Annotated in this window: 20 protein-coding genes, 1 pseudogene and 1 riboswitch; of the genes and pseudogenes, 2 read left to right on the plus strand and 19 right to left on the minus strand. The window is 33.9% G+C overall.

What is annotated here, in order from left to right:
- Position 1: 1 nt before the first annotated feature.
- The 11 genes and pseudogenes from ACI9TV_RS02900 to gap all read right to left on the minus strand — a co-directional run bounded on the left by ACI9TV_RS02900 (position 2) and on the right by gap (position 9,373).
- Positions 2–784: an N-acyl homoserine lactonase family protein gene (locus ACI9TV_RS02900; protein WP_415249256.1), complete on the minus strand. Its 783-nt coding sequence runs from the start codon at positions 782–784 to the stop codon at positions 2–4.
- A gap of 10 nt (positions 785–794) precedes the next feature.
- Complete coding sequence (locus tag ACI9TV_RS02905; RefSeq protein WP_415249257.1) at positions 795–1,808, minus strand: fatty acid desaturase family protein; 1,014 nt, start codon at positions 1,806–1,808, stop codon at positions 795–797.
- Positions 1,809–1,812: 4 nt separating this feature from the next.
- Positions 1,813–2,433, minus strand: a complete 621-nt coding sequence (locus ACI9TV_RS02910) for an urea amidolyase associated protein UAAP2 (RefSeq protein ID WP_415249258.1) — start codon at positions 2,431–2,433, stop codon at positions 1,813–1,815.
- A 10-nt stretch (positions 2,434–2,443) separates the two neighbouring features.
- Positions 2,444–3,181, minus strand: coding sequence for an urea amidolyase associated protein UAAP1 (locus ACI9TV_RS02915; RefSeq protein WP_415249259.1), 738 nt, complete (start codon positions 3,179–3,181; stop codon positions 2,444–2,446).
- Entirely contained in the window at positions 3,181–3,957 is a 777-nt protein-coding gene (locus ACI9TV_RS02920; RefSeq protein ID WP_415249260.1) for an ABC transporter ATP-binding protein, read from the minus strand. The genes ACI9TV_RS02915 and ACI9TV_RS02920 overlap by 1 nt, the downstream gene beginning before the upstream one ends.
- The gene (locus ACI9TV_RS02925) at positions 3,954–4,778 is read right to left on the minus strand and encodes an ABC transporter permease (RefSeq protein ID WP_415249261.1); all 825 of its coding nucleotides are present in this window, start codon (positions 4,776–4,778) and stop codon (positions 3,954–3,956) included. The genes ACI9TV_RS02920 and ACI9TV_RS02925 overlap by 4 nt, the downstream gene beginning before the upstream one ends.
- An 8-nt stretch (positions 4,779–4,786) precedes the next feature.
- Positions 4,787–5,854, minus strand: coding sequence for a putative urea ABC transporter substrate-binding protein (locus ACI9TV_RS02930; RefSeq protein WP_415249262.1), 1,068 nt, complete (start codon positions 5,852–5,854; stop codon positions 4,787–4,789).
- A 47-nt stretch (positions 5,855–5,901) separates the two neighbouring features.
- Positions 5,902–6,002: riboswitch (guanidine-I (ykkC/yxkD leader) on the minus strand.
- A gap of 287 nt (positions 6,003–6,289) precedes the next feature.
- Positions 6,290–6,439, minus strand: a pseudogene (locus ACI9TV_RS02935) (triose-phosphate isomerase); the annotation flags it as partial.
- Between the two features lie 13 nt (positions 6,440–6,452).
- The gene (locus ACI9TV_RS02940) at positions 6,453–7,154 is read right to left on the minus strand and encodes a triose-phosphate isomerase (protein WP_415249263.1); all 702 of its coding nucleotides are present in this window, start codon (positions 7,152–7,154) and stop codon (positions 6,453–6,455) included.
- Between the two features lie 15 nt (positions 7,155–7,169).
- Positions 7,170–8,363: a phosphoglycerate kinase gene (locus tag ACI9TV_RS02945; protein WP_415249264.1), complete on the minus strand. Its 1,194-nt coding sequence runs from the start codon at positions 8,361–8,363 to the stop codon at positions 7,170–7,172.
- Between the two features lie 8 nt (positions 8,364–8,371).
- Positions 8,372–9,373 (minus strand): type I glyceraldehyde-3-phosphate dehydrogenase, encoded by a 1,002-nt coding sequence (gene gap / locus ACI9TV_RS02950; RefSeq protein WP_415249265.1) that lies wholly within the window; start codon positions 9,371–9,373, stop codon positions 8,372–8,374.
- A gap of 65 nt (positions 9,374–9,438) precedes the next feature.
- Between gap and nadD the strand changes: the two genes are divergently transcribed.
- Both nadD and rsfS read left to right on the plus strand, forming a co-directional pair.
- Positions 9,439–9,975: a nicotinate (nicotinamide) nucleotide adenylyltransferase gene (nadD, locus tag ACI9TV_RS02955; RefSeq protein ID WP_415249266.1), complete on the plus strand. Its 537-nt coding sequence runs from the start codon at positions 9,439–9,441 to the stop codon at positions 9,973–9,975.
- A complete protein-coding gene (gene rsfS / locus ACI9TV_RS02960; RefSeq protein ID WP_415249267.1) occupies positions 9,972–10,310 on the plus strand; it encodes a ribosome silencing factor in 339 nt (112 codons plus the stop codon). The genes nadD and rsfS overlap by 4 nt, the downstream gene beginning before the upstream one ends.
- A 33-nt stretch (positions 10,311–10,343) precedes the next feature.
- Here rsfS and ACI9TV_RS02965 read toward each other — a convergent pair whose 3' ends face one another.
- The 8 genes from ACI9TV_RS02965 to ACI9TV_RS03000 all read right to left on the minus strand — a co-directional run.
- A complete protein-coding gene (locus ACI9TV_RS02965; RefSeq protein WP_415249268.1) occupies positions 10,344–11,801 on the minus strand; it encodes an OprD family outer membrane porin in 1,458 nt (485 codons plus the stop codon).
- 65 nt (positions 11,802–11,866) lie between these two features.
- A complete protein-coding gene (gene mltF, locus ACI9TV_RS02970; RefSeq protein WP_415249269.1) occupies positions 11,867–13,270 on the minus strand; it encodes a membrane-bound lytic murein transglycosylase MltF in 1,404 nt (467 codons plus the stop codon).
- 24 nt (positions 13,271–13,294) lie between these two features.
- Positions 13,295–14,563, minus strand: a complete 1,269-nt coding sequence (locus ACI9TV_RS02975; RefSeq protein WP_415249270.1) for an ArsS family sensor histidine kinase — start codon at positions 14,561–14,563, stop codon at positions 13,295–13,297.
- Positions 14,563–15,225: a response regulator transcription factor gene (locus ACI9TV_RS02980; RefSeq protein ID WP_415249271.1), complete on the minus strand. Its 663-nt coding sequence runs from the start codon at positions 15,223–15,225 to the stop codon at positions 14,563–14,565. The genes ACI9TV_RS02975 and ACI9TV_RS02980 overlap by 1 nt, the downstream gene beginning before the upstream one ends.
- 5 nt (positions 15,226–15,230) lie before the next feature.
- A complete protein-coding gene (locus ACI9TV_RS02985) occupies positions 15,231–15,983 on the minus strand; it encodes a response regulator (RefSeq protein ID WP_415249272.1) in 753 nt (250 codons plus the stop codon).
- Positions 15,984–16,031: 48 nt separating this feature from the next.
- Positions 16,032–18,170 (minus strand): ferrous iron transport protein B, encoded by a 2,139-nt coding sequence (gene feoB, locus ACI9TV_RS02990; protein WP_415249273.1) that lies wholly within the window; start codon positions 18,168–18,170, stop codon positions 16,032–16,034.
- A complete protein-coding gene (locus tag ACI9TV_RS02995; RefSeq protein WP_415249274.1) occupies positions 18,167–18,394 on the minus strand; it encodes a FeoA family protein in 228 nt (75 codons plus the stop codon). The genes feoB and ACI9TV_RS02995 overlap by 4 nt, the downstream gene beginning before the upstream one ends.
- Before the next feature lie 22 nt (positions 18,395–18,416).
- The coding region (locus tag ACI9TV_RS03000) for a hypothetical protein (protein WP_415249275.1) at positions 18,417–19,019 on the minus strand (603 nt) is incomplete at its 5' end.

Consider the following 19,019-nt stretch of genomic DNA (forward strand, 5'->3'; position numbering starts at 1 on the left):
CTTATGAAAAATAATTTGAAACACGTTTTTTTGATTTAAAATGTTTCATATCATGATTTGGCCAGATCTCTGATCCAGTCTCAACAGAAAGCCTTTTTAACTTTCTAATACTTTCTAGAGCAATCTCTTCATTGTTATCCCAACATAAACCAGGAGCAATCTCTTTTTCAATATTTTCAATTAAATCTGCTGCATCACCTGCGAGTAAAATTGGTTTGCCCTTTCGTAGTTCAATAAATAGAGATGCATGACCTGCAGAATGTCCAGGCGTTTCAACTGCACGAACACCAGGGAGGATTTCATACTCTTTATCATAAGTACGCCAATTTATAGGACCATTAAAATCCTCTGCAAAATAGGCCTCATCTTCTAAAGCCTTAGCTGAATCCAACTCTTTTTGATGTACATGTACTTCTGCATGCTTCATCTCATTTAGACCACCTGCAGCATCAAAATGAAGATGAGAACAAAAGACTAAATCTACATCTTCTTTTTTTAGACCTAATTCTGCTAAATGGTTTTCTAGACGATCTTCTTTATTCATACTCGGTGCTCCAAAAGCAAAACCTTCACTTTCGTAAAATTGTTTGCGTTTTACTTCGTCGGCGATTTTATTGTAATCACAACCTGTATCATAAAGGATGCGTCCATTAGATGTTTCAATAAGGTAAGCTAAGAGAGGTACATCTATAAGGGTACCTTTTCCATGTCCTCTAGTAGAAAGAGATTTATCATATCTATGCGTTCCTGTTAGTATTGGCCAAAGTTTCTTTACTTGTGTCACTACAGACTCCTTAAAATGCCGTTAAAAATGAGGCACCATCAACACCAATAAAATGTCTTCCCTCATCTGTTTTAACATCAAAATCAACCGGATCTGCATGTAATACACGTGCTACTCTATAATCATGATAACTTTTGAGTAAATTACTAAAGGGTAAAACCTGTTGTGTATTATCTCCATAGAGCTTTTCATGTAGAGCAGGTAAACGGTACCAGGGCTGAATCTGTTGATCATGGTGAACATTATGGTATGAAAAATTCAAGACTAGTAAGTTCAACCACGGATAAGATTCTGAAATTAGATTTGAATAAGTATTACGTGCTTCAAAAGCTCTATCGTACGATCCAACATCTGTTCCCCTTTTCATATCAAGCGTTTCATGAAGATTAAAAGTATGTTGATGTACATCCATAAAACGCATCACAGTCATAAAAATAAGATAACTTAAAGGATATAGCCATAAAACCTGAAGTGAATAGCTTGCCAAAATAGCAAAAAAAGTAATACGTAAAACCAAAGCACTAACAACACGTAAGCGATATTGTTTACGCGAAGGCTTTATAAAAGGAAGAATAAGAACTAAAGCATGCAACATTATTTCTACTGCTGGAATATATAAGTATTCTAGAGCCTTTATAAGTTTCAATGTTTTAGGATATTTTAATAGTTTTTCTCTGTAATCAAAAGAAACGATATCTCCACGATCAACATGATGACGCACATGCTTATGTCTAATCGCTTCATACGTATTGTAAGAAGCACCCGTAATCCACATTAAAATCTCACCAAAGTACTTATTATGAGTATTTTTTTTAAACAGTGAATCATGAGCACATTCATGGATAAAATATGCTGCAATTACCATACTGTGGGCAAGTAAAATTACCCCAAGTACATTAAATGCAATACCATCTGCCATTATCCCAGCAAATCCTGAGATATATGCCACAAGTATATAAATCCATGCGACTAAGTTTGGTATAAGTGCATCATTAAAACGCAAAAGAGTGCTTAAAGTTTTCATGATCTTAGTCTTCCCAGATAATCATCTGTACAGGAGTTGGATTAAAAGCATTACAAGGATTATTTAACTGCGGACAGTTCGAGACTAATACTAAAGTATCCATCTCTGCTTTCATATCAACATAAGCACCTTTTTTAGAAATACCATCTACAATAATTAAATAACCATCTTCTTCAATAGGCACATTCATAAAAAAGTTGATATTATTAGTCAAATCACGAGGATCCATCTCTAGTTCACCAATCTCATAGAGATAATTATCACGACAACTATGCATATACTTTCTATCATGAGCATACCTAACGGTATTACTTTCTGCACTACAGTGACCTCCAATTGTATCATGGTTACCACAAGTGTCTGCAGTTACTTCCATCAAGACATTATCATCAGTAGAAATCAGCTTTGTACCAGTTGTAACAAAGATACTTCCTTGTTCTCTCACAGTATCATTAGCTGAGTAACGTTCTTCATGGTCATTCGCATTGTAAAAAAGTGTATCTACAGCTTGACATCCTTCAAGATCAATTATACGTAGTGTCTGACCTTTTTTTACAACATAACTCCATGGTACGCCTGCGGCTACTTTTTCATTATAAATTGCATTTTCTATTGTTTTGCTCATCTGTTTCTCCTTAGGCAAAATAACGTGCGTTATTGATAAAAGCACGTTGTGATTGTTCACTAAAATTCATGCAATAATCATCTTGTGTTAATGCTTCTGCTTTATGCAATGTAAGCTGAACATCACTAGGGTTATATTCACCCTTTTCCATCACATGAGGTGTATTTGAAAGAACCAGTAAAACATTCATTTCAGCACGTAGTTCAATGTAACTCTCTGGTTTTGGACGAGTAGAAGATAGTTCAAGTTTACTCCCTTCTTTAACATCTACTTTTCTAAAGAAATTGATAGCAGGAATCATATCACGCTTACCCATACCATATTTTCCAAGTTCGATTAAGAAGTTTTCCCTGTCACTTTTATAATAACGATTACGGAGACTTTCAAAACTACCTTCACCAAAATTCTCTTTAACAATACGAGGATTACTTATACCTGTGATTGCATCAAAAAATCCATCAGTTGTATCTTCTGTTATTGATAAAAGTACACGGCCTAATTCTGAATAAAGAACTCTTCCTTTACAAAAATAAGCATTATGCTGAAGTTTTACTGTGTCTGCTGAGTTAAAACGCTCTGCTGTGTTATCAGCATTGTAAAACATAGCTGAAAGGGATACTAAACCATCCTTAGTTGTTATACGTAGTTTGTCACCACGTTTAATAATCTTTGACCATTTCGCACCACCTGGAAGTACTTCATCTAGGAGAATACTGTCGGATTTAATATTTTTATGTTCTGTAATCATTATGCTGATTTTCCTTTATCTATTATATTTTCAATTTTTGTCATTTTTGCTCCTTCATTTTCACCTACGGGTATATCATAAGTAATACAAGCACCATAGGCATTAGGCTCATGCGGATCATGTCGAATTTTATCAAAGACTAAGAGACGAGATCCAAGATAAAAGCTCTCATGCAGATCATGTGTGACCATAACTATCGTTAGATTATTTTTCTTCCATAGATCCAATATTAAGATATGCATGTCAGCACGAATACCAGGATCAAGTGCTCCAAAAGGCTCATCCAATAACAAAATTCTGGGTTTATTAACTAAAGATTGAGCAATAGAGAGCCGTTGCTGCATCCCACCAGAGAGTTCACTTGGGTATTTATTTACTGAATCAGCTAAACCTACTGAGTCCAACATATCCATAGCCATTTTTTTGGCTTTAGTACGTTCTTTACCAAATAGCTTTCCTATCAATTTTGAAGATTTTAGTTCAATAGCAAGTAATACATTGCCTAAAACAGTTAAGTGTTCAAATACTGAATAACGCTGGAAGACTATCCCTCTTTCGATACTTGGTTCTTCAGGAAAAGGTTTACCATCGAGTAAAAAAGTACCACGAGATGGTGTCTCCTGACCTAATAACATCTTTAAAAATGTACTTTTTCCACATCCAGAAGGACCAACAAGTGTACAAAACTCGCCTTCTTTGATGTTAAGATTAATCTTCTCAAGTACAACATTATCGCCATAGAGTTTCCAAAGATTTTTTATTGTTATTAAACTCATTTTTCAGCCTTTCCTGCAGAGTACCAAGGAAAAAGTTTATAGGTCATATTTTTGAGTAAGTAGTCAAATAAAAATGCTAAAAAAGTTATCCATAATACATAAGGCAAAATAACATCCATAGACATATAACGCCTTACTAAAAAAATACGATATCCCAATCCTTCAGTAGCCGCGATAGCCTCAGCTGAAATAAGAAATATCCAAGCCGTACCAAGGGTAAGTCGTATCGAGTCAAATAGCCTTGGTAGAATCTGAGGTAAAATCACACGAATGACTATTGTCCATGTTGAAGCACCTAAGGTTTGTGCCTTAATTAGCTGTTCTTCTGGAATTTCAGAAACACGCTGTTGTAAATCTCTGATGATTAAAGGTGTGACACCTAAGACAATCAGAGCAACTTTCGCTAACTCTCCCATGCCAAAAACAATAAAGAGTATGGGTAGTATTGCCATAGGTGGGACCATAGATACTGCCGCTACAAATGGTGAAAATCCGGATCGTATAAAGGGTAAAAAACCTAAAGGGATACCAATAAGCATTGCCAAGGCAGCGCTTATTAGAATCCCGAGACCGAGACGTTTTAGTGAGGATGTTGTATCTTCTATGAAAAGGATTTCACCAGTTCTTTTACTAGGCGTTAACGCCATACGATTAATCGCTTGTGAAAAGCTTGCCATTGATGGCAAAAGCTTATCATTTGGATTATTTGTAAGACGCTCGTTTGACGCAACGAGATAGAACATTCCAACAAATAAAAATGGTAACAATCCTAAAAAGAGTGCCGTCAATTTTGACGGTCGGAGGTTCATAAATCGTTTCATAGTTCTACCTATAGTTTCCCATCAGCAGCAAGTTTTATATAAGTGTCTGTAAAACGTAATTTTATATTTTTCTTGTCACCAAAAGTTTTACCACCTGGAAATTCCATACCGATAAATTCAGCATTAGGAGCACCTTCACCTAAAATACCGTGATCATATGAGAACTCACTCACTTTTTTCATAACCGCTGGTAGTGATTCACTATCTGCAAATTCAACTGCTTCTTTTGCATCATAAAACATCTTTGTAGATTTAAGTTGGCTTTTGTAACCCTCTAAATCAGTCCCTGATCCTTCAGCCATAAATGTAAGTGCTTTTTCATCACCTTTTTTCATAAGTTCCATAACTTCAAACCATGCACCTGTTAAAGCTTTTGCTAGTTTAGGGTTATCTTTTAGTGTTGTAGTATTAACAACAAGCATATCAATTATTTCACCGGGTATCTTACTTGAATCAAAAACAAGATTTGCACTTTTTGATTTCATAATCTCACTTAATTGTGGATTCCAAGGTACTAGTGCTGTTACCTCATTAGATGAGTAAGCTGCAACCATATCCGCATCAGATGTATTAACTACTCTAACATCACGCTCACTTAAGCCAACAGACTCTAAGCCACGTGCAAGTAGGTAATGAGATACCGACAGCTCAACTAGATTAACGTTTTGACCTTTTATGTCAGAAAGTTTATTCGTATTTTTAAGAATGATTCCATCATTTCCATTAGAAAAATCACCCATAATAAGTGCAGTAGAATCAACACCACCAGCAGCAGGAATTGTTAACGCATCCATATTTGTCATAAGACAAGCATCGAATTTACCCAATGTATATTGATTGATTGATTCGATATAGTCATTTACTTGAACTAAATCAATTTCGATATCATATTTTTTGGCCCATTTATCAACAATACCTGTTTGCTGAGCATAATCCCATGGCATAAAACCAACATAGATGGTCCAGGAAACTGTAAACTTGTCTTTAACTTCAGCCATAAGAGATGAAGTACCTATACTTAATACCAATGATGTGGCAACTAAAAGTTTTGATGTTGTATTAAAGAGTGATTTCATAAGAAACTCCTGAGTAGATTAAATATAAACACGGCAAAAAGGTGAAAACCTCCCGGGCTTTTATCCCTCCGTGTAACCTCTACTCAAGAGGTCGATAGCTCTCGGTCCTGACGTAAATTTCTTTACCGGAACCCTAGGTATCTTATTAGTTGTAGAGGTTTAAAACCCCATTGACATGTTTTCTAAGTTAATTGTACTCCAATAAGATATATTTTAATCAATAATATGATTAAATTTTAATCATATCAATAGAATACAATCAATTTAAAGTATATAGAGACTTTTTCAGCCAAGTATGTAGTAGTTAGCGTTAGTAAAGTTACCACTACACTTAATCCACTTTTGTTTGTAAAAAAATTGTATCTTGTTCTAAAGGGTACTAAGGGGAATAAGTGATCAAATTAATAACTTATATATTTGATTCTTTTTAGAGGGTTAAGCTTTTGTTAGCTGTGCATATTCAATCATTCTACAAAAGTCTTCTGCTTTGAGTGCAGCACTACCAACTAGAATGCCATCTACATTATTAAGCTTTAACACTTCTTTAGCATTTGTAACTTTTACACTCCCACCATACAAAAGTGGAACAGAGGAAAGTTTAAACTTCTTGAGCGTACTGTATCATACTGCAGAAATGTTCAGCATATAGTGCAGCACTACCAACTAATACGCCATCTACATTATTAAGCTCTAATACTTCTTTAGCATTTGTAACTTTAACACTACCTCCATATAAAAGTGGAGCTGTAGACTTTCCTTTTAAATCTGTATGAATTGCTTCTATATCTTCTAAAGTAGGAGTAAGACCTGTGCCTATTGCCCAAACAGGCTCATATGCAATTATAAGGTTTTTATATTCTGTGTCAATACCTTCATATTGCGTAGAAATATAATCCATCATTACCTCTTTACCAGCTTCACGTTTTTCTAATGGTTCTCCAACACAGTACACTATTTTGAAACCTAATTCTTTATAATAGTTAAACTTTGATACAAGTTCTTCTTGTGTTTCACCTAGAGTATGACGACGTTCACTATGACCGATGAGTATAGTTTTAATTCCAAATTCATCTAGGTGATCTAAACCTATTTCACCAGTAAATGCACCATTCTTAGTAGCATAGGCATTTTGAGCACCAATAATTACCTTGCCATTATGTTCATTTAAACTTGAAGTTGCAGGGAAAACTAAAACTTCTTGAAAGATATTCTTTGCCTTTATATATGACTCTAACTCTTCTATATACGTACTAGTTTCTTTTCTCGTAAGATTTGTTTTTAAATTTGCCGCAATTATCATAGTAAAATCCCTAAATTATTGAATAATTAGTGGTAAAACACCTGGAAGTATTTTTCCCTCAAGTAACTCTAAAGAAGCTCCTCCACCAGTAGAAATAAAACTCATTTCTTCATCAAGTCCAATTCTTTGAACAAGGTCAGCAGTATCTCCACCCCCAACAACAGTTGTAGCATAACTATCAGCAACGAAGTGAGCAATCTTAGAACTTCCACGAGCAAATTTATCCATTTCATAAACACCCATTGGCCCATTCCATAAAACTGTCTGGACATCACTTAAACCTTCACGATAAAGTCTAACGGTTGCGGGACCTATATCAAGACCCATCCAATCATCTGGTATCTCTTGTGCAGTTACAAGTTTACTTACTGCGTCTTCTGCAAACTTATCTGCGGCAACAACATCTACTGGTAGGTAGAATTTTACACCAAGTTTTTTTGCTTCATCCATGATTTTTTGAGCATCATCAAGTAAGTCATCTTCTACGAGTGATGCACCAATGTTGTAACCCATTTGTTTTAGGAATGTAAATGCCATACCACCACCAATAAATACTTTATCAACCTTAGGTAATAAATTTACAAGTGCTTCAAGCTTACCTGAAACCTTACTGCCTCCAACTATAGCCGCAAATGGACGAACAGGTTCGTTGATAAGTTTTCCAAAGAACGTGATCTCTTTTTCAAGTAAGAATCCTGCTGCACGATGTTCATCATCAAAATATTTTGTAATTCCATGCACAGAAGAGTGCGCACGATGAGAAACTCCAAATGCATCATTTATATATACATCAGCCATAGCTGCTAATTTTTTTGACAATTCTTCATCATCATTCGTTTCACCAGCTTCAAAACGAATATTTTCTAAAAGTAAAATTTCAGTGGCCTTAAGAGCTGACGCTTTTGATACTGCATCTTCTCCAACAACATCACTAGCAAAAATTACATCCCTTTTTAAAAGTTGGTGTAATCTACGAGCAACTGGAATAAGCGAGTATTTCTCATTTACTTTACCTTCAGGACGACCAAGATGAGAGGCAAGGATTACCGCACAATCTTGATCTAAACAGAAATTGATAGTTGCCAATGCTGAACGAATGCGTCTATCGTCTGAGATATTTCCAAATTCATCCATAGGTACATTAAAATCACATCGTATAAAAACTTTTTTTTTCTCTAAATCTAATTTTTTTATATTTAAAAGTTCCAAATCTATTCCTATTTTGAAATATGGATAGCCATATCAATAAGTCTCATTGAATAACCCCACTCATTATCATACCAAGCCATGATTTTAACCATATCTCCGCCAATAACCTGTGTTAAATCCTCAGCTACAATTGAGCTATACTCACTACCAACAAAATCTTGAGATACTCTCATCTCTTTATCCATAAGTAAAAGGCCTTGGAGTCTTCCATCTGCTGCTTCATTAAATACACGAGTAACTTCTTCTTTAGTAGTTTCGCGTTTTACTACAACATTTAAATCTACCATAGAAACATCTGGTGTAGGAACACGAACAGATTGTCCATGAAGACGACCCTTAAGTTGTGGCATAACAAGTGAAATTGCTTTTGCAGCACCTGTTGTTGTAGGAATCATGTTTATAGCACCTGCACGAGCACGACGTTTATCTTTAGAATGTTTTACATCTAAGATATTTTGATCATTTGTGTATGAATGGATAGTAGTCATAAGACCTTTCTCAATTCCAAAGGCATCATCAAGTACGCGAGCTACTGGGCCTAAACAGTTTGTTGTACATGAAGCATTTGAAACTATTTTTTGTCCAGCATATAACTCTTCGTTGACACCCATTACAAATGTATCAGTTGCAGTGTCTTTTGAAGGAGCTGAGAAAAGAACTTTTTCTACCCCATTGTCAATATGAACTTGAGCAGACGTCTGAGTTAAAAATACACCAGTACATTCAAGAACCATATCTGCACCACAATCTGCAAACTTTAGATTTTTAGGATCACGATCAGAAAATATTCTAATACTATGGCCATCAATTTTAATTGTATTTTCATCAATTTCATCAATTACACTTTTAAAAGTTCCATGAACAGAATCATTTTTAAGCAGGTAAATCATCATATCCATGCTTGCCATATCATTTATCGCAACAATCTCAACATCATTTCGTGTTGCTGCTATACGAGCGACACAACGACCAATCCTACCAAATCCATTAATTGCTATTTTAAGTGCCATTATATTCCCTATAATTATTTAATTGGATGATTTTACCCAAAGTTTGGTTATAATTCGCTTTATATATGGAAACGATTGCACTTTTTGGTGGTTCATTTGATCCACCGCATATAGGCCATGAATGTATTGTTAAAGAAGTGCTAGAGCTTGATAATATTGACAGAGTTATCGTTATGCCAACCTTTTTGAATCCTTTCAAATCTCAATCTCATGCACCATCTGAGCTAAGATTAAAGTGGCTTAAAGGTATCTTTGAAAAAGAAAAAAATGTAGAAATCTCTAGTTTTGAAGTAAATTTAAAAAAGAAAGTTCCTAGTATAGAAAGTGTACAGCATCTTTTACACAGCTATCAGAGGATATATCTTATTATAGGTGCTGATAATTTAGAATCACTTCATAAATGGGAAAGATACAGAGAATTGGAACATTTAGTCACTTTTGTTATAGCAACAAGAGATGATATAAAAGTTCCTCACAATTTTTTAGCGATTAATATAGAAGAAAATATATCCTCTTCACAATTAAGAGAGATGATGGACTCTACCAAACTATCGAATATCTATGCAAACGAAATAATAAAATTTTACAAGGAAAAAAATTGAATACCAGAATAGAAAAAATCACTTCTGTACTAGATACAAATAAAGCTGAGGCAATAGAAGTTTTTGACTTACGTCAAAAGAATTACTTTGTAGATTATGCAATTATCGCATCTTCACTTGGGCCTCGTCATACTATTGCATTGTTAGACCATTTAAAAAATGGACTTAAACCAGAAGAAAACTTTAACAATGTAGATGAAAGCGGAGACTGGATTGTTGCTGACTTAGGAGATATTCTTATTCATATAATGACTCCAGAGTATAGAATCAAGTATGATATGGAAAAATTTCTTTCTGATTTAGCAGAAGGTAAAGAGGGTGAAATAGTTTTATAAACTATCTCTCTTTTCAATCTTATTCTAAATGATTTAAAAAAAGTAGTTCATCTCAAAGCGGTATTCGTTATAAGACAAATCCGCCTTTGTATCTCCATTAATATCTTGTATCCCTTTTTTGTATTCAACAAATCCAAGTCTTAACTTCAACTCAAGATTATCCCCAAGATTTTGTCTTGCATCTATATGCACAATATTAGAATCTCCTGGAACACCTGCTTTTTTATCATCGTTATCTTGAATCGCATATCGAGCCATAATGCTAAATCCATCCAATAACTTTGCCTTAGAAAAGTAATAGCCTACTCTCGCCATATATGTTTTTGTATTTGCATACCAATTATACTGTGCCATTGCTCGAGTGAACCCACCAGTAGGAAACCCCCTCCATGGAGTTACAATGTCAGCCTTATCTGCAATATGTGAATAACCAAGACGTCCTAAAAAAGCTTGATTTTTCAAATCTAATCGAAGTGCTAAAAGATTTGTATCCAAACTTTTTTTTGCATTCTCCTTGTACCCATCATGACTCGTTAAAAGATTTGAAACATTATAGTTTGCATTTAAGTTATCAAACTGTTGCATATACCTAAATCCTGCCGAAAGGCTCCAGTCTTTTGTGAGAGGTAGTTTCAAGTGGGTTTCAAGTGTTAGATTACTTAAGACATTAGGAACCATCGCATAACTAATTTGTGCTTTTATATTTTGTATAGAAGTATTTTTAACAGATGCAATAAGTAGCTCATTATCATTTCCTATCCTCGCTACAGTTAAGTTTCTATTCACTCCTGAGTCATCATTTTGTAGCCATTTATCTGGGCTTGAGCCGCCAGCAAAAGCTATAACATCATGAGAAAGTGTATGGTCTCGTAGTTTTTGCTTATCTAAGTATGCAAGTCTAATCGTAGTGTTTGGAAGCTCTTTTATCGTAGCGCTTAGACCATCAAAAGTGTTTGGAATCATTTTAGTATCGTTAGACCTCGTAAATACTGATTCGAACATTTGACGACCAAAGAAAATAGATGTTTTACTTACATCATACTGTAAATAAGCCTGCCCTAAGACACTCATACCAAACTGCCCTGAAGTCGTAACTCTATAACGACTAAATGTATCTTTACCAGCTTTTACTCTACTCACATTACTTGCATCTTCTCTCATCCAAGATGGATTTTGTGTTGTGTAAATGCCTAACGTAGCACTTATTCCTGATAATGGGGCTGTTTTATAGAATAAACTACCACCTAGACCTAAAGCTTTGTTATCAAATCCAGCTTCATTTTTCCAGTTCCATAAAAAAGCATTTGTCCTGAGGCGACCGTAGATTATTCCCTCACTAAAAACTTCACCGATTGAATCAACAGAAGATGGTAAAGTATTGTATTTTACTTCCATGCTTGGTTTTAATGTAATTTTCTCATTTACTAAAACAGCATGAGATACACTAACGAGGCCAAACAAAGATAATGAGATTAGTTTTAATAGGTTCATATTATTCTTATATATATATTTTTTATATATATTATTATATAAAAGAATAATTAATACTTAGCTTTTTACTTTATATCTTTAGGATGATTTTCTAAAATATCTCTATAGTCATAAATAGATTCAACATACTTCACCGGTTCTTCACCGCGTGCGTAGCCATACTTAAGAGTTTTATAATATTTTTTCTTTGACAAAAGAGGAAGTACCTGCTTTAGATCACTCCATATATTTTGATTATATCCCAGTCTCTTTGCTAATTTTCTCGCATCGTGAACATGACCCATTCCAATATTATATGCGGCTAATGCAAACTTCAAACGATTTTCGCCTTGCACCTCTTGTGGTACAAACTTAATCATCTGCTTAATATGTCGTGTTCCACCTACAATGCTTTGTTCTGGATCAACTCTATTTTTAATTCCCAAAAGTTTCGCAGTAGCATTAGTAAGCATCATCATCCCGCGTACACCAGTAAAACTTTTTGCATTTGGATTCCAATGAGATTCTTGGTACGCAATAGCGGCTAAAAGTTTCCATTGTATGCCATACTTTAATCCAGCATTTACAAAAAACTTTTTGTACTTTGGTAAACGACTTTCAATTCTCTTATAAAGCATCTTATAATCATAATAGTTAAAATAATGAACATTACTATAATAATGATCTTTTAACTCTGCCATCTTACCTCTTTGTGAGTACTGATTAAGCCATGTGTACATGTCTGCTTCAAGTTCTTTGGAGTCATCTGCTAAAACCCACGCAAGCTGTTGTCGCTCGCTAATAGTAAATGCCATTTCCATTTCTGGATAGTATCTGAGATTTAAAGCATAAATATTTGAATCTGCAATAGTACAGTCTATGATATTTTTAGAAACCTGTTCCAGCAATTCTTCTGTTGAGTATGCCGTTGTATATGTTACATCAACATCAAATCCGTCTTTGATGAGAGAGCGTACCGTATCACTATAGCTTGTTCCTTCCCCAACCTTAATCTTTAAGCCAGCTAGACTTTCTACATCTCTGGGAAAGAGCTTGTTTTTTAACAATCCTCGATTACACACAACTTGTTGTTGTACTTCAAAATAAGATGGTCCAAAATTAAACTTTTCCACTCTTGAGGGTGTTTTCGATAGTGCGGCAGAAATGATATGAAAATCTAATCTTTCACTCAATTCAATCGCTTCGGAAATTGTATTAACTGCGGTTACATTCAACTCAACACCTAGATACTTTGCATAATCTTTTAGTAAATCATACTCAAATCCTTGAAGACCATCTGAACCTATATAGTAAGTGGAAGGAGCATTAAGCATAACTACTTTGAGTTCTTTTTCTTTTTTTATAGTATCTAAAATGGAGGGTTCTGTAATTTTATGTATAGGAGTATATGCGGAGTGAGACAACCAACCAAAAAGAAAAAAAGAAATCGCAAAAAAGACAATTAAGAAGAGATTTTGATTATATTTCATAAAAAATAATTCACACGTATAAGCTTATGCAAATATAAAACGGTTCATACCGTTCTCGTATTCATGTGCTAAAACATTACGGTGTGCTTTTAAAATTGAATCGACAAGATAAAGTCCTAAGCCAAAACTATTCTTTGATGGATTGTCTTTTGTAAAAGGCTCAATATAGTAATTTAAAGGATGTTTAATACAATCTCCTAAACTTTCAAAACACAATTCACCATTAATCATAACAATACGTACATGTTTATCTGTAGAATATTTTATTCCATTATCAATCATATTCTTAATCGCCGTAGTATAAAGTCTATAATTTACAAACATTTTTTTTGAATTTTCTATGTTTATCGTTACATCTTTTTTTTGAATCATAGCCATATCTATCGCGCCATCAATAATGTCAATGAGTCTACACTCTTTAAAATCACTTTTATCATTAAGGGAGGTAACTTCTTCAATCAAAGCAAACTCGCCAACAAGAGATTCCAGTCTCCCAAATATAGAAGTAAACCTATCTATTTGTTTTTGTGAATCTAACATTTGTGTTGCAATAGTACCTTTTGCAATAGGAGTTTTAAGTTCATGCATCACATTACGTAAAAAAAGTGTACGAGATTCTAAAATCGTCTTAATCTTTACTCTTGTATCTTCAAGCTCATTTGCAATAAGTGCAATTTCATCTTTACCATCTGTTGCAAAAGATATATCCATAACACCGTCACCGAATTTAGCAATTTTTCTTCTAAGTCGTGAAAGTGGTCTTAATCTTTGTAAAATAAGTAAAAAAGAGACACTTAATACTAAAATAATTGTCGTATAGGCATAAAGAAGATTCCAAGGACGATACGGTCTTAGTTCTTCATCTTGAATCAAAATGTATCCAGTTGGGGATTGAATATAAAAATATATCTTATGCGTGTAGGCAAGCATCGTTGTTCGTAAAGTGTCTGCTTTTTTAAGCGAAGCAAGATTCTCTTTTTTTAACATTACTGTCTCGTCTTTAAAACCAACTTGCTTTAAAATTTCGCCTCGATCTAAAATAATTTTTTGGGCTTGTATATCTTTTTCAATCTTAAACTTATAAACTGCAAAATTTGCTTCAAGCATGATTTCTGAACTTTCTTTTTGTCCATGATCTTGGTAAATTTGTGTGATAACTGAGTCTTTGGTGAAGATATTATTTATGTATTGCTGGCGGTTAAGTTTATAAAACTCAACAAAAATCACTGTTACACTGATAAGTGTAACAATTAATGCAAAAAGAACAGTGAGAAGAACTGCGTGTTTTCTCATTATTTTAGTAGTTTATATCCAACACCACGAACTGACTCTATTAGTGTTTTATCGCCTAGTTTATTTCTAATTCTTCCAACCATTACATCTATACTTTTGTTTGATGAGTCTTCATTAATTACATTAACATTATGAATTAAATCTTCACGAGAAACTACCAAACCTTGTTTAGCAATCATATAAGAAAGTATTCCAAATTCTGCATTTGTTAAGTCTATATTTCTACTTTTATATGAGATAACCATTGTTGCATTATCACATTTAAAATCACTTTTAGACTCTGCTTTTGCTTCAGTTCTTGCTTCGTAACGTCTCAAAACAGAATGGATTCTTGCTTCTAATTCTCTTGGGTCATAAGGCTTAGGAAGATAATCATCTGCACCTAACTCAAGCGCTTTAACTTTATCTGAAAGGTCACTTCTTGCAGATGATATAATAATAGGAATATCTTGACGCTCACGAATAGCTTCACACACTTCTAGTCCATCCATTCCCGGTAATGTTAAATCTAAAATAACCAAGTTAAATGGCTCTAATTTTAATATACTAACCGCCTTAAAAGGGTCATCTTCTGTAATTACTTTAAAATCATACTGTTCAAGATATTCTGTTAAAATTTCTGCTAACTCTAAATCATCTTCTATCATTAAAACTTTTATCATTTTACCTACCCTAACTTTTTTAAATTTTTATATATTCTTACGTAAAACTCATCTCTTGAGTATTGATTTATAAGATAATCATCAGCACCTTCATTTAAAAAACAACTCGTTTCATACGAATTTGATTCCTCTGCTAATGCGATGATACTTAGATGCTCTCTTTTCATAGCGCGTACACGTCGAACAAGTTCAATTCCATCAATATTTTCTAAGCCATTAACCTGTGCTAAATCTTGATTTACGATTATTAGGCTAATATCTTTATGTACTTCTAATTTTTGTATAGCCTCATATGCACTCTCTACCATCAAAACTTTAAAATTATGTAAAGAAAGATTTTGCTTGAGATATCTTCTATAAATTTCAGATTTATGTGCAACTAAAACTGTTCTTTGCTTATTTGCTTTGAGTTGATTGAGTCTTAAAATTACATATTTTACATTATCATATCTATGACGTAAAATATATTCAACTATACTCGCACTCTCAAAACTTTCAATGAAGTCTTCGTCTATATTTGCTGTATAAACAATAGGTGAAACATTGTGTTTATTTAGTAATGCAATAACTTCACCATGATTAGCATCAGGGAGAGTGCGACTCACTACTGAAAATTCATACCTATATTTACTAAGGTAACTTTCTGCTTCTTTATAGCTTTGTACTATCTCAAAATTAAAACCACCGTCTTGTTCTAATAATCTTTTAAAAATACCACAAAGGATTGTACTTTCTTCAACAATCAAGAGTTTTGACATTAATATACCGTCCTCATATTTGTGCACTAGTATAGCCAAAAAAGTTAATCAGGAAAACAACTTAGCAATATTGTATGCTATATATGCCATAAAATAAGCCGTTAAGGAGGTAAAAGCAAAAAGGTAGAAAAAATATTTAATCCCCCCTGCTTCGCGAGTAAACACAACTGATGCAGCTAGACAAGGCAGATAAATCATAATCACTACGATAAAAGAAATTGCAGATGCAAATGATATATTTTTGCTAATCGCTTTAATAAGTGAATTATTTTCTTCATCTACCTCATCGCCAAGTGCATATAAAACACCCAAAGTAGCAACAACAACTTCTTTTGCCGCAAGTCCAGTTTGCAGAGCAACACTCATTTTCCAATCAAAACCAAGTGGTTCAAATATTGGCTCGGAGAATTTTCCAATTGTTCCTAAGTAGCTTTGTTCTAAATTCGATTCTGCAAGCTTGTTTGATAAAGCTGACTTGTTTTCTTCACCAACTGCATTTTCAATCTTTGTTGCATATTCTTCTTCTAAGATCAAGTTTTGAGGATAATTACTTAAAAACCAAATGAGAATAGTAGCTGCCGCAATAAAAGTACCCGCTTTTTTCAAGTACATCATAGTTTTGGTCAAAACAGTATGCCAGATTAGTTTTGCTGATGGAAGTCTGTACTTTGGCATTTCCATCACAAAAGGTTCATCAGCACCTTTAAAAGCTGTCATTTTAAGTATTTTAGCAGCAATGAGTCCCATCATCGCTCCACCAATATAAACTGCAAAAAGTACATTTCCTGCCATCTCAGGAGAAAAGAATGCACCAATAAAAAGAACATATACAGGAAGTCTTGCTCCACATGACATAAAACCAATAATAAATAAAGTTAAAAGTCTATCTCTATCATTTTTGAGAATTCTTGCAGACATATACGCAGGTATAGAACATCCAAAACCTGTTACAAGAGGGATAAAAGACTGTCCATGCATACCAAACTTATGGAAAAAACCATCAAGTAAAAAAGCAACTCTAGACATATACCCTGTACTTTCCAAAAGAGCAATTCCTATAAAAAGTATGATTATATTTGGTACAAAAAGAACAACTGCACCGACACCGGCGATAAGACCGTCTACAATGAGGGAGCGTACATCATCATTAGAAATAGTAGCACCTAGAGTTTCTCCAAACCATCCAAAAAATGCATCAATCCAATCCATAGGAATCGAACCTATCTCAAAAGTAAGTTGAAACAATCCCCACATAAAAAATAAAAAGATTGGAATTCCAACAATAGGATTGATTAGGACAGAATCTATTTTTTCTGTTAAAGTCTTTCTCTCTACTGTAGCATCTTGTTTTAATACCTCAGCAACGATACCACGGTTAAATGATGCATATTCTTCTGCAAAGGCTTCTTTAATATCATCAGAATCATGATGAAGTTCTACATGCTTAGATGCTTCTATTAAAATTGGTTGTAGTTCTGTCCAGATTGGATCATCATGAAGTTTTGCATATGTTTTTTTATTGTTTTTAAGTAAGTTTATTGCGATGTTTCTATAAGAATTCACAGCCTTATATTTATGTTTTGTAAGGTATTGAGTTATTCTTGCTATCTCTTCTTCTACCGGTTCTGAAAAGATAAGTTTAGTCTCTTGTTCAGGTTCTTCTTTGACAGATATAACAGCATCAAGTAAAGTTTCAATTCCACTTTTTGTTGCCGCAGAAACCTTAACACAGGGGATTCCCATAAGTTCTGACATATACGAAGCATTAATAAATATATTTTCTTTTTGTGCTTCATCATCCATATTTAAAGCGATCACTATACTTTTACTCATACTCATTAACTCAGCAGTAAGTTGAAGGTTTTTCTCTAAAGATGTTGAATCAACTACATTGATTATAAGATCATAAGCTTCAGCACAAAGATAATCATGAGTTACTCTTTCTTCTATAGTGTAATCTGTAAAAGCATAAGTTCCTGGTAAATCCACAACGGTGAAGTGATGATTTTTATAATCAAAAAGAACTTCAGTTTTATCCACTGTTACACCAGAAAAATTTCCAACATGAAGGTGTGAATTTGATACAGAATTGATAAGCATACTCTTACCAACATTAGGCTGACCAACTAATGCTATTTTTATGTGATTAGCTATTACAGGACATGTGGGAGTATTATCTACATTCATATTTTTTCAACCTCTATTAATTCTGCTTCTTTTGCACGAAGAGCAATTCGCATTTTTCCAACTTTTATCTCTATTGTGCTTTTAGCAGGAGCATATTCTAAGACTTCTATGAGAGATCCTTTCATAACCCCAAAAGAGATAAGTCTTTGTTTTAAGTCTGTGGGTGCATTGAGTTTTGTTACTTTAACTTTACAGGCTTTCTTGCAATCATTTAATGTTTTCATATAAATATTATCTCTCTTATTGTTAAAAATCGTATGTGATCATGAGCTGAGCTCGGTCCCAATCATTTGTAGTTTTAACACTACTTTGCTTATCTTCTTCTTTTACATATATTGCAGCCAAGGTAAATGCATCGTTGGGAGTGTATTCTACCCCAAGATTTTGTTCTACAATATGAACAGTATTACCTGCACTATCGGCTTTACCTTCAAAATTTCCATATGCATAGATAAGCTTCCAGTTTTTTGCGTCATATTCCAAACCTACAACTAAAGCTGAGGCTTCTCTATCTTGTGTAATCTCATCAAGTATCATTGTATCCATACTTGTATAAAGAGAACCTCCCCCTATCCCAGAGAAACTTCTTTTACCTTCGTGTTTTTTTGATTTATTATACGCAATATTAATACCAGCTCCATATCTAATAACCTCAACAACTCCTCCATAAATATCAGCCTCGACGCCACTGTTTTTTTTCTCAGATTCGTGTAGATACTGTATAGAGGCGTGAATAGAAATATCTTCTCTAAACTTATGATACCCCAACTCAAAGTAAGAAGCCCTTGAAGCATTCTCCTGTTTTTGTATATTATAGTACCAAGTATTAAGTTTGAAAACCTCATCATG

Source organism: Sulfurimonas sp. (genome assembly GCF_047622445.1).
GTDB lineage: Bacteria > Campylobacterota > Campylobacteria > Campylobacterales > Sulfurimonadaceae > Sulfurimonas.

Coding starts and splice junctions, on each gene's coding strand:
- ACI9TV_RS02905 (WP_415249257.1), bottom strand. CDS start 1,808: ATGAAAACTTTAAGCACTCTTTTGCGTTTTAATGATGCACTTATACCA.
- ACI9TV_RS02910 (WP_415249258.1), bottom strand. CDS start 2,433: ATGAGCAAAACAATAGAAAATGCAATTTATAATGAAAAAGTAGCCGCA.
- ACI9TV_RS02915 (WP_415249259.1), bottom strand. CDS start 3,181: ATGATTACAGAACATAAAAATATTAAATCCGACAGTATTCTCCTAGAT.
- ACI9TV_RS02920 (WP_415249260.1), bottom strand. CDS start 3,957: ATGAGTTTAATAACAATAAAAAATCTTTGGAAACTCTATGGCGATAAT.
- ACI9TV_RS02925 (WP_415249261.1), bottom strand. CDS start 4,778: ATGAAACGATTTATGAACCTCCGACCGTCAAAATTGACGGCACTCTTT.
- ACI9TV_RS02930 (WP_415249262.1), bottom strand. CDS start 5,854: ATGAAATCACTCTTTAATACAACATCAAAACTTTTAGTTGCCACATCA.
- ACI9TV_RS02940 (WP_415249263.1), bottom strand. CDS start 7,154: ATGATAATTGCGGCAAATTTAAAAACAAATCTTACGAGAAAAGAAACT.
- gap (WP_415249265.1), bottom strand. CDS start 9,373: ATGGCACTTAAAATAGCAATTAATGGATTTGGTAGGATTGGTCGTTGT.
- nadD (WP_415249266.1), top strand. CDS start 9,439: ATGGAAACGATTGCACTTTTTGGTGGTTCATTTGATCCACCGCATATA.
- ACI9TV_RS02965 (WP_415249268.1), bottom strand. CDS start 11,801: ATGAACCTATTAAAACTAATCTCATTATCTTTGTTTGGCCTCGTTAGT.
- mltF (WP_415249269.1), bottom strand. CDS start 13,270: ATGAAATATAATCAAAATCTCTTCTTAATTGTCTTTTTTGCGATTTCT.
- ACI9TV_RS02975 (WP_415249270.1), bottom strand. CDS start 14,563: ATGAGAAAACACGCAGTTCTTCTCACTGTTCTTTTTGCATTAATTGTT.
- ACI9TV_RS02980 (WP_415249271.1), bottom strand. CDS start 15,225: ATGATAAAAGTTTTAATGATAGAAGATGATTTAGAGTTAGCAGAAATT.
- ACI9TV_RS02985 (WP_415249272.1), bottom strand. CDS start 15,983: ATGTCAAAACTCTTGATTGTTGAAGAAAGTACAATCCTTTGTGGTATT.
- feoB (WP_415249273.1), bottom strand. CDS start 18,170: ATGAATGTAGATAATACTCCCACATGTCCTGTAATAGCTAATCACATA.
- ACI9TV_RS02995 (WP_415249274.1), bottom strand. CDS start 18,394: ATGAAAACATTAAATGATTGCAAGAAAGCCTGTAAAGTTAAAGTAACA.